The organism is Veillonella parvula (genome assembly GCF_040097785.1).
Classification (GTDB): Bacteria; Bacillota; Negativicutes; order Veillonellales; family Veillonellaceae; genus Veillonella; species Veillonella parvula_D.
On record NZ_JBBNNS010000004.1, the window covers coordinates 150,294 to 162,598 of the forward strand.

Below are 12,305 nucleotides of genomic sequence, written 5' to 3' on the forward strand. Positions count from 1 at the left end.
ACCAGAAAATACCCATGAAGATTAGATGATTTTAACCCTATATGGTATATAAAATGAAAGAACGAAAGTCTACTGTGAAAAGACTTTCGTTCTTTTTTTGTATTTGACTTCACAAACCTTTCATAATAGTGTATAATACAGAACATATAATTTTAATCGAAAATTATGAATATGATTAATTTACTATAAAATCATTAGTTTTAGATTATAAGTGTTGTTTGGCCCATTGTAGCAAGGGTTTTTATGATTGAAAATATATTTAAATGAGTAAGAAAATCAATTTTTAAAAGAAGTTTAAAGTTCTGAAAATAAATGAGCGAAATGTGAAAAAAATATATTTACATTCATAAACTAATCTGATATTTTATATGTATAGTAATTAAATTTTTGATGAAAATTTTATTATTTTTAGTGTTTTAGTGTTGGTTTTAGAATCCCTTATAAAACTGTGTGAAAGGTAGGTACTACTAAATGAATCGTATTTATAGGGTAATTTGGAGTCAGGTACGAGGCGCATATGTCGTTGTATCTGAAATCGCAAAAAGCCATACTCGTGGCTCCAAAAGCTTTGTTAGTAATTCCGCTAAAGCTTCGGTAAAAGTTGGCTTGGCGGCTATGGTTTTAACCTGCGGTAGTGGGTTGGTTTCGGGTGTTCAGGCAGAATCTGATCGAGGGGTTGCTTTAACACCGGCTAATGCGGATCGTCAGGAATATACTGCGGGCGGTGTGACATGGTTAACACCAAACCCTGGTGCACCAACTATTAATATGTATGATTACAAAACACCAGGGAATCCAGGACAAGGACACTTATATACCAATAATAAGGTGTTCGGCATCCAAATCGGTAATAAAGCTAATGCACGTGCTAAAGATGGATCCGTATCCGGTATTTCTATCGGCGACTATTCTCAATCTCGTGCGTTGGGTATCGGTTTAGGCCATTATGCTCAATCTGAAGAAATCGGCGCTATTGCTGTCGGTTCTGCTGCTAAAGCAAAAGGTTTTAACTCCTTGGCTATGATGAGACAAGCCTATGCTGGCAAACAATATGCGGCAGCTATCGGTACGGCTGCATCTGCACAGGGTAAAGCTAGCTTGGCTATGGGGCACTCTGCATTGGCAACAGGTGATCAATCTATTGCTATCGGTTCTGCAAATCCAACTCCTAAATATGATGATAATGGCACACCGTATACAGCATATGACGAAACTACTAATACCCAAGCTAATGCAGCTCGTTCCATTGCTATTGGTCAAGGTGCTAAATCAGATACCGAAGATAGCGTAGCTATGGGTACTAGTGCGTATGTAGCATCAGGTTCAAATTATAAAGGTGAAGGTTATGTAAGAGGCGTAGCCATCGGTAATCATGCGACATCTCAAGGTATTCAAGGCGTGGCTATCGGTAACGGTGCAGCACATTATCGTGATAACGGGGTTGCTCTTGGTAACAATGCCAAAACTCGTGCAATGGACGGCATTGCCATTGGTAACAATGCTGAATCCGGTATTCAAAATGACCCTCAATATAAAGTAAATAACTCCGTTGCCGTAGGTAACTCCGCGCGTGCTCATGGTGGTTCCGGCGTGGCATTGGGTAATGATACTTATGCATTGGGCGGTTCCTCTGTGGCTGCAGGTAATGCGGCATGGGCATTAGGCGAACGTTCTACAGCTATCGGTAACAATGCTCATTCCGAAGGTTACGGCTCTATTGCTATGGGTCGTGAAGCAAGTGCGTTAAGTACTCAAGATGGGGACAAGAAAAATGTTGTGGCTATCGGTGATGATGCACAAGCAACCGGTTCCCGCTCCATCGCATTGGGCGTAAGCGCTCAAGCTGGTACATTAGAACGTGTACGTGATCGTAGCGTTTACAAAGATAATCCTGAATTAATCACTAAACTTAAAGCTCAAAAAGAAGTAACTGATGCGGTAGCAATCGGTAGCGAAGCAAGTGTACAAGAAAACGAAGGCTTAGCTCTCGGTAGCAAAGCAACAGTAAATAATGTTCGTGGCGTTGCATTAGGTGCTAATTCTGCAACAGCTGCTCCTGTAAGCACTGCTAGTGAAACTATTAACGGTTTGCAATATAACTATGCTGGTGGTACTGCTGATTCTACCGTTAGCGTAGGTAATAACTCTACAAAACGTACAATTACTAACGTAGCAGCTGGTCGTGTGAATGCACAATCTACAGATGCTATTAATGGTAGCCAATTATATGGCGTTGCTAATGCAGTAGGTAATGTAGCTAAAAGCACTAAAAATATCTTAGGCGGTAATGCTAAGGTTGACCAAAACGGTACTATCACCATGACTAATATTGGTGATACAGGTAAAAACACTGTTCATGAAGCAATTCAATCCGTAAACCAAGGTTGGGAACTTCAAGTTAATGGCCAAAAGGTTAAAGACGTAAAAGCTCCAAACCGTACAGTGAACTTTAACGCTGGTAAAAATATTAAATTAGAAGGCGCCGGAGACAATGTTACAGTTGCAACAGTTGATAATGCAAACTTCAACTCCGTTACAACTGGTAGCGTATCTATGAGCAAAACCGGTATCAATGCTGGTGGTTATCAAATTACCAATGTGCAATCTGGCGGTGATACATTAACTAATGCGGCTAATATTGGTGATATTTCTCGTATTGCTGCAAAATACGATAAATACTTGCAACGTGGTTCTGCAACGTATGAAGCAAACGGTAACGGCAAGATTAACATGACCGGTACAAATGGTTTGACTGCTGAAGTAACAGGTTTGAAAAATACGTATGTTACATCCGGTACAGTATCCAATGACGGTAAGAGATTGACATTGACACGTAATGACAATCAAACATTCGATGTTGATATCTCTAAAATCTCTAATGGTCTTTCCAAAACTGACTACCGTTTGATTGCAAACCCTGCAGCAGGTAGCAATGGCGAATATAAAGTAGCTGCTGATGGTAGCATGACATTGACTGTTGCTGATGCTGATGGTTCCAACCCTAAACAAGTTAAGTTGACGAACCTTGCTTCTAAAGAGCAACAAGATATCAATACTACTAATATCACAAATAACACTAACAAGATCGCTAAAGGCTTGAGCTTCCAAGGCGATAACAATGTTAAAATCAATAAACAACTTGGTGATACTTTAGGTATTACTGGTGGCGCTACAGGTGCTTTATCTGACAATAACATCGGTGTTGTAGCTAAAGACGGAAACCTTAATGTTAAGTTAGCAAAAGACCTAACAGGTTTGAACAGCGTAACTGCAGGTTCTGTTCGTGTAGGTAAACATAGCGACAATAAAAACTATGTAACTGGTTTGGACAATAAAGAATGGAATGTTCAGAATCCTACCATCACATCTGGTCGTGCAGCAACTGAAGATCAGTTGAAAAAAGTGTCTGATGAAATCAAGACTACTAATGCGGCTAAAACAGATTACCGCTTGATCAATAATACAAATTCTGCAGATGGTTCTTACTCTGTAGAAAACAACAAAGTTGATTTGAAAGTTAAAGATGAAGCTCATCCTAACAACCCTGCTAATACGGTAACAATCAACAATATCGCATCCAAAACTGAATTGGATAAATTGACAGAACGTGCTGTTAAATATGATCTTAACGGTACTACTGTTAATAAAAACAAGGTTACTTTGGAAGGCCAAGGCGGTACAACAATTACTAACTTGAAAGCTGGTGAAGTATCCTCTACTTCTACAGATGCTGTAAATGGCAGCCAATTACATGATGTGAAAATCGAAGCAGGCAAACATTCAAAAGTAACTGTTTCCGATGATAACCTTAAATTGACAACAACTCCTGCTACAAGCACTGAAGGCGCTAAATATGATCTTCGTTTGAACAACAAAGTGACATTGGGTAGCGGTAACAATCAAGTAGTTCTTGATGGTACAGCAGGTAGAGTAACTGCTGGTGCTGTTGTAATGGGCGCTCAAACTGTTCAAAATACGAAACATGCAAGTGAAACTGGTAATTATGTAACTAACTTGAGCAATAAGAACTGGGATTCCACATCTATCGTATCTGGTCGTGCAGCGACTGAAGATCAGTTGAAAAAAGTTAGTGAACAAATTACTCAACAAGGTAGCAGTGCAACTGACTATCGTCTTGTAAGAAACTCTAGCGCTGACGGTTCCTACAAGGTAAACGACAATGGTGAAGTATCCTTGACCGTAGAGGATAAAAACCATGCAGGCGTTAAAGAGCAAGTTACAATCAATAACATTGCATCCAAGACTTCTGTAGATAAATTGACAGATCGTGCTGTTAAATATGACATCAATAACGGTGTTGTTGATAAGACTAAGGTAACATTGGAAGGTGCTGACGGCACTACAATTACAAATGTAAAAGATGGTGCTGTAACAGCTACATCTAAAGATGCTATCAATGGCAGCCAATTGTTCAAGACTAAAGAAGAATTGATCAATAAAGGCATGAAATTCGGTGCTGACTCCGGTAACGTAATCAATAAAAAACTTGGTGAACAAGTTAACGTTAAAGGTGGCATTACTGAAGCTTCCAAATTGACTGCAGAAGACAATATCGGTGTTGTATCCGATGGTTCTAACGATTTGAAAGTTCGTTTGGCAAAAGACCTTAAAGGTTTGAACAGCGTAACTGTAGGCGATACAAAAGTTACTTCCAACGGTGTAACTATCAGCAACGGTGCTACAAACAATGCATCTGTATCTCTTACTAAAACTGGCTTGGATAATGGTGGTAACAAGATTACTAACGTTGCTCGTGGTACAATCGACAGCGATGCAGTAAACTTGGCACAATTAAAAGAAGTATCCAACAGTGCATCTGCAGCAAATACAAAGGTAGCTGAAGGTAAAAACATTAAAGTTGATGAAAGTATCGACAATGTAACTAAAGCTAAAACATATACTGTAGGCTTGAAAGATGAAGTAACATTAGGCTCTGGTAATACAGCTATCAATATTAACGGTACAACAGGTATCGTGAAAGCTGGTACTGGCGATAATGCTGTGACTATCAACGGCACAAATGGTATTATCAACTCCGGTAAAGTAACAATCAATGGTACTACAGGTACTGTTAACGAATTGACTAACAGAACTTGGAACCCTAAAGCTATTACTAATGGTCAAGCTGCTACAGAAGATCAATTGAAAGTAGTAGATAATAAAATTGATACTACAAAAACTGAAATCGTAGAAAAAGGCTTGAACTTCCAAGGTGATGCAGGTACTGCAATTCATAAAGACCTTGGTCAAACTTTGAAAATCTCTGGCGGTCAAGCTGACGCATCTAAACTTTCAGAAAATAACATCGGCGTAGTTAATAACAACGGCGTATTGAATGTTAAACTTGCTAAAGATTTGACAGGCTTGAACAGCGTAACAACTGGTGCTACAACTATTAACAACAATGGTTTGACAATCGGTGGCAACACATTTGTTACAAGTAATGGCTTCAATGCTAACGATACTCAAATCACAAATGTGAAAGCTGGTACAGAGGATAACCATGCAGTTAACCTTAAACAGTTGAAAGAAGTATCCAACAACGCAGCGGCAGCTAAAACAGTTGTAAAAGCAGGTAAAAACATCAATGTAACTGATTCTGAAGATCCACTTACTAAAGCTAAGACTTATACAGTTGGTTTACAAGACACAGTAACATTGGGTTCCGGCAATACAGCTGTTAACATCGATGGTACAAAAGGTATTGTAAAAGCCGGCGAAGGCAACAATGCTGTGACTATCAACGGTACAAACAGCACAATTACTGCTGGTAACGTAGCGATTGACGGTGTAACAGGCAATATCAATTCCGGTAAAGTTCTTGTTAACGGTGCTAAAGGTACTGTTAACAACTTAACAAATATCACTTGGGATGCTAATAACATCACAAGCGGCCAAGCTGCAACAGAAGACCAATTGAAAGTTGTTGATAAGAAAATCACTGACAACGGTAGCAACTTGACTAAGAAGGGCTTGAACTTCAAAGGCGATGATGCTACAAGCATTCATAAAGACCTTGGTGAAACATTAGACGTTGTAGGTGGTACTTCCGATAAAGCTAAATTGTCCGACAATAACATCGGTGTGGTATCTGAAAACGGTAAGTTGAATGTTAAACTCGCTAAAGAGTTGACTGGCTTAACAAGCGTAACAACTGGTGCTACAACAATTAATAACGAAGGTTTAACAATTGGTGGTAAGAAATTCGTTACAGCTAACGGTTTTGATGCTAACAACACACAAATCAAAAACGTAAAAGCTGGTACTGATGGCAATGATGCAGTTAACTTGAATCAATTGAATGAAGTTAAAAATGCATCTAACACTACAGTTGAAGGTAGCGAAAACATCAATGTTAACTCCACAGTAGATCCTAATACACAAGCTAAAACTTACAAAGTAGCATTGAAAGACAATGTAACTTTAGGTTCCGGCAATAATGCAATCAACATCAACGGTACTACAGGTATCATAAAAGCTGGTGACGGTGCTAATGCTGTAACTATCAATGGTACAAACGGCACTATCAACTCCGGTAAAGTGACTGTCAACGGTACTGCTGGTACTGTAAATAACTTGACAAACATCACTTGGGATGGCAAAAACTTCACAAGTGGTCAAGCTGCAACAGAAGACCAATTGAAAATTGTTGATAAGAAAATCACTGACAATAGCACTGACTTGACTAAGAAAGGCTTGAACTTCCAAGCTGATTCTGGCGAATTAATCCATAAAGATCTTGGTCAAACATTGGATGTTGTAGGTGGCATTACTGAGAAATCTAAATTGTCTGACAACAACATCGGTGTGGTATCCGAAAACGGTAAGTTGAATGTTAAACTTGCAAAAGACTTAACAGGCTTGAACAGCGTAACAACTGGTCAAACAACTATCAACAACGATGGCTTGACAATTAACAACAAACAATTCGTTACAGCTAATGGCTTTAATGCTAACAATACGCAAATCAAAAACGTAACTGCTGGTGTAGAAGACAACGATGCTGTTAACGTTAAGCAATTGAACGATGTAAAAGCTGCATCTAATACAAAAGTAGAAGGTAGCAAAAACATCAATGTTGATGAAACTGTAGATAATGTAACAAAAGCTAAAACCTATACAGTGGCATTGAAAGACACTGTAACATTAGGTTCCGGTAATAATGCAGTCAACATCGACGGTACAAAAGGTATCGTAAAAGCTGGTGAAGGCGCTAACGCAGTGACTATCAATGGCGTAAACAGCACAATCAATGCTGGTAAAGTAGCGATCGATGGTGTAACAGGTAACATCAATGCTGGCAAAGTTCTAGTTAACGGTGCAAATGGTACTGTAAACAACTTGACTAACAGAACTTGGGATCCTAATAACATCACTAACGGTCAAGCTGCAACAGAAGATCAATTGCAATCTGTAGATCAAAAAGTTACAGACAACAGTAAGAAAGGCTTGAACTTCCAAGCTGACTCTGGTGATTTAATTCATAAAGACCTTGGTCAAACATTGGATGTTGTAGGTGGTATTTCTGATAAAGCTAAATTGTCTGACGGCAATATCGGTGTTGTATCCGAAAACGGTAAGTTGAATGTTAAACTTGCAAAAGATTTAACAGGCTTGAACAGCGTAACAACTGGTCAAACAACTATCAACAACGATGGTTTGACAATCAACAACAAACAATTCGTTACAGCTAATGGCTTCAACGCTAACAATACGCAAATCAAAAACGTAACAGCTGGCGTAGAAGATAACGATGCTGTAAATGTTAAACAATTGAACGATGTAAAAGCTGCATCTAATACAAAAGTAAAAGGTAGCAAAAACATCGACGTTGATGAAGCTGTAGATCCAACTACAAAAGCTAAAACTTACACAGTTGCATTGAAAGACACTGTAACATTGGGTTCCGGTAACACAGCTGTTAACATCGACGGTACAACTGGTATCGTGAAAGCTGGTAACGGTGCGAACGCAGTAACTATCAATGGTGTAAACAGCACAATCAACGCTGGTAAAGTAGCAATCGATGGTGTAACAGGTAACATCAATGCTGGTAAAGTTCTTGTTAACGGTGCAAACGGTACTGTAAACAACTTGACTAACATTTCTTGGGATCCTGCACACATCACAAGTGGTCAAGCTGCAACAGAAGATCAATTGAAAGTTGTAGATAACAAAATTGATAAGAACACTGAAAACTTGACTAAGAAAGGCTTGAACTTCCAAGCTGACTCTGGTGATTTAATTCATAAAGACCTTGGTCAAACATTGGATGTTGTAGGTGGCGTTTCTGATAAAGCTAAATTGTCTGACAACAATATCGGTGTTGTATCCGAAAACGGTAAGTTGAATGTTAAACTTGCAAAAGATTTAACAGGCTTGAACAGCGTAACAACTGGTCAAACAACTATCAACAACGATGGTTTGACAATCGGTGGTAAGAAATTCGTTACAGCTAATGGCTTTGACGCTAACGATACTCAAATCAAGAATGTAAAAGCTGGTACTGATGGTACTGATGCAGTTAACTTGAATCAATTGAACGAAGTAAAAGCTGCGTCCGATACTAAGGTAAAAGCTGGTAAAAATATTGATGTTGAGGAAGAAATCAACGCTATTACAAAAGCTAAGACTTTCACTGTAGGCTTGAAAGATACTGTAACATTAGGTTCTGGTAATACAGCAGTTCACATTGATGGTACTAAAGGTATCGTGAAAGCTGGTGAAGGTACTAATGCAGTAACTATCAATGGTACAGAGGGCTCAATCAATGCTGGTAAAGTTTTAGTTAACGGTGCAAACGGTACTGTAAACAACTTGACTAACAGAACTTGGGATCCTAATAACATCACTAACGGTCAAGCTGCAACAGAAGATCAATTAAAAGTTGTAGATAATAAAATTGATAAGAACACTCAAGACTTGACTAAGAAAGGCTTGAACTTCAAAGGCGACTCCGGTGAAGCTATCCATAAAGACCTCGGTCAAACATTGGAACTCAAAGGTGGCGAATCTGATGCTTCTAAACTTTCAAATGGTAACATTGGCGTAGTTAATGAAAACGGCAACTTGAACGTTAAACTCGCTAAGAACCTTAAAGGTCTTGATTCCGTAACTGTTGGTTCCGATCCAAACAAACAAGTTGTTCTTGATGATAAGGGCGTATCTGTAGGCGGTAAAACTTACATTTCTAACGAAGGCTTAAACGCAAATAATCAAAAGATTACTAACGTGGCAGCTGGTGTAAATGATACAGATGCAGTTAACGTTCAACAGTTGAAGAGCAGCATGGCGGCAGCAACTACAACAGTGAAAGCTGGCGATAGCGGCAATACAACTGTAGAAACTACAGTTAATGCAGATAAGTCTAAAACATACACTGTAGATATCAAAAAAGACTTGAACTTACGCAGTGTGATTACCACTACTGACGATAAGAAATTCTCTACTGTAACAAACGGTGTAGGTGTTACAAGCACTGATACATTTGGTAATAAGACTACTCTTACTGCAGATAATGTGAAAGTATCTGATGGTCAAAATAATACAACTCAAACAACAGCTAAAGGTGTACTTGTAGATAATCCAACTAAGTCCACTGAGTTGACTGTTAACGGTGTTGTAACTACTGACAAAAAGACTAAGAGAACAAGCACAACTGCAGATGGTGTGGTTGTTACATCTGGCATGGGTAGTGAAAAAGTAACTACTACTGTTAGCAGCAACGGTGTTGCCATTACTACTCCTCCAGCAGGTCAAGGTTCCCCTAAAGATGGTACTGGTGCAGTAACATTGACTAAGGACGGCTTGAACAATGGCGGTAATAAAGTTGTTAACATGGCAAGTGGTTATGCCGAAGGCGAAGATATTAACAATATCGCTGATAATAGCAGCAGCTTAACAAATGGTGCTAACATCGGCGACTTGAAGAAAGGTATCGACGGCCTTAAGAAAGCTGGTTTAGACTTTGCAGGTGATAAAGGTGAATTCCATCGTGACCTAGGTCAAAAAGTGACTGTTAAAGGTGGCGTTACTGATGAAAGCAAACTTTCCACTGCAAACAATATCGGTGTTATCTCTGACAACAACGGCAGCTTGAATGTTCGTTTGGCAAAAGATATTACTGGTATCAATTCCATTACAACTATGGATAACTCCGGTCATACAACTGTGACAAACGGTAACGGTATCACAATCAAAAATAATGGTGGTGGCAGCGTATCCTTAACAAGCTCTGGTTTAAACAACGGTGGTAATAAGATTACTAACGTAGCACCAGGCGAAATTAGCTCCACTTCTACTGATGCTGTTAATGGTTCCCAACTTAATCGTGTTGCTAACAGCATGAATAATGTTGTAAACGAAGTTCGTCAAGTTGGTGCGATGTCCTCCGCGTTGTCCGCATTGAAACCTATGGCTTATGACCCTTACGAACCTACTCAAATTATGGCAGGTTACGGTAACTACCGTGGCGACTCCGCATTGGCATTAGGTGTGGCTCATTATAAAAATGAATCCATGATGTTACATGCTGGTGTTGCTTGGGCAGGCAGCAATAGCCATATGATGGCAAATGCTGGTGTAACTTGGAAAGTAGGTAACAGAGACGGCGAAGCAGAAACTGCAGATCGTTATCGTAAAGGACCTATCAGTTCTACATATGCAATGCAACGTGAACTTGCTGCAATGAAAGCTGAAAATCAAGGATTAAAAGGTGAAGTAGCTGATTTGAAAGCTGAAAATGAACAAATGAAAGCTAATATTGCTGCAATGATGGCAAGACTAGGTTTATAATACGTTCATACTGAACATTACGGGTTGAGGATTCCCCTTTAGGGAATCCTCCCACCCGATTTAATTCGTTGATAGAAAAGAGGAATATATAATGAAAAAATCCACTTTGCTTGCTTTCACAGCGGCAGTATTATTCGGCAGTGGCGTATTACATGTTAATGCGGCATCTGCTACATTTGATGATCCATTGCTTTTACCAAATCCGGCTAAAGCGCCTACAACAGGTTCTGTTGTATTGGTTCCTGTGGCTAGCCCTCAGGCGGTGCAAAGTATCCATGAATTTGTGAAAGCATGGGAAAATGCGGAAAAACATATTGCTTTAGCTGAAAGCAAAAAGAATAATCATCAAGCGTTAACTAAAGAAGAAGCTAAATGGTTACATTCTAAAGATAAGCATAACTATGCTGATTATTTCCGTAAACATTCTTTAGGTTATGTACATGGCCAAGAAACTGCATTGAACTGGAATGGTGAAAACCGTAATAAAAACGAGTATAGCTATTACACATTCCCTAAATATGATAAGGACCAAGGTTATACAAATAGCTATGGTTACAATGTATTGCGCAGCATGGTTGATCGCATGAATGAATTGCTTCAAAAACAAAAGGCCGTTGGCGGTCCTTTGACTGATGAAGAAGCACAAGCATTGGAAGATGCTATGCTTGATATCATGGCTCAAGATCAAGAACATGTATCTAATGAAGAATTGCGTTATTACATGAACGAAGCAGTTTGGTTTGCTACAAAACAAACTGTGAAGAATATGTCTACAGAAGAACCTTCTGTTGGCGATATGCACGAAATTAACCTTCGTGAAGCGATTCAGACAGATAACTAATCATCTAAATACACATATAATTAAATCTTTATATGTATAACTTTTGCTGTATAGGAAATGCAGATGCAATACCTTATATATAAAAGTTTTTAATATACAGTGTTGAAATGCAAATAAGGGATTCTATAAACACACTGTTATATAGGCAAGAAGCCGCAACTGAATGCAATATATGCATTCTTGTTGCGGCTTTTTTTTGCTTTAAATTCTCGTTATATGATATGTCTAAAAGAGTGATATAACTCAAGTTTCGAATCTGTAAAATTAGGCCGTGAAATTGTGCAAAAATAATGGTAAAAATTTTCTGAAATTTGTAGTAAAATTTGTCCAAATTTTGTTGACATGAGTATATGGAAATGTTATTATATTCAAGTACCCCATATGAAGGGGCACAGATCTTTGAAAACTGAACAATGATAGGTAATCAATCAAAACGATTGAACATATGCCAGAGTGCGGGTTTTGACATAGTCAAAACCAACCATAATTCAAAGCTACTTCAATGTAGCGACAACAAAAACAAATGAGCTATTCAAATAGCTTCAAGATATCTTGGAGAGTTTGATCCTGGCTCAGGACGAACGCTGGCGGCGTGCTTAACACATGCAAGTCGAACGAAGAGCGATGGAAGCTTGCTTCTATCAATCTT

At 38.8% G+C, this 12,305-nt stretch carries 2 protein-coding genes and 1 rRNA gene; all 3 read left to right on the top strand.

Features of this window, described 5'->3' with window-relative positions; all coding sequences use genetic code 11:
• Positions 1-471 precede the first annotated feature (471 nt).
• Positions 472-10,815: an ESPR-type extended signal peptide-containing protein gene (locus tag AAA071_RS08235; protein WP_349234133.1), complete on the top strand. Its 10,344-nt coding sequence runs from the start codon at positions 472-474 to the stop codon at positions 10,813-10,815.
• 91 nt (positions 10,816-10,906) lie between these two features.
• Complete coding sequence (locus AAA071_RS08240) at positions 10,907-11,656, top strand: hypothetical protein (RefSeq protein WP_156697417.1); 750 nt, start codon at positions 10,907-10,909, stop codon at positions 11,654-11,656.
• 549 nt (positions 11,657-12,205) lie between these two features.
• Positions 12,206-12,305, top strand: a 16S ribosomal RNA gene (locus AAA071_RS08245); the annotation flags it as partial.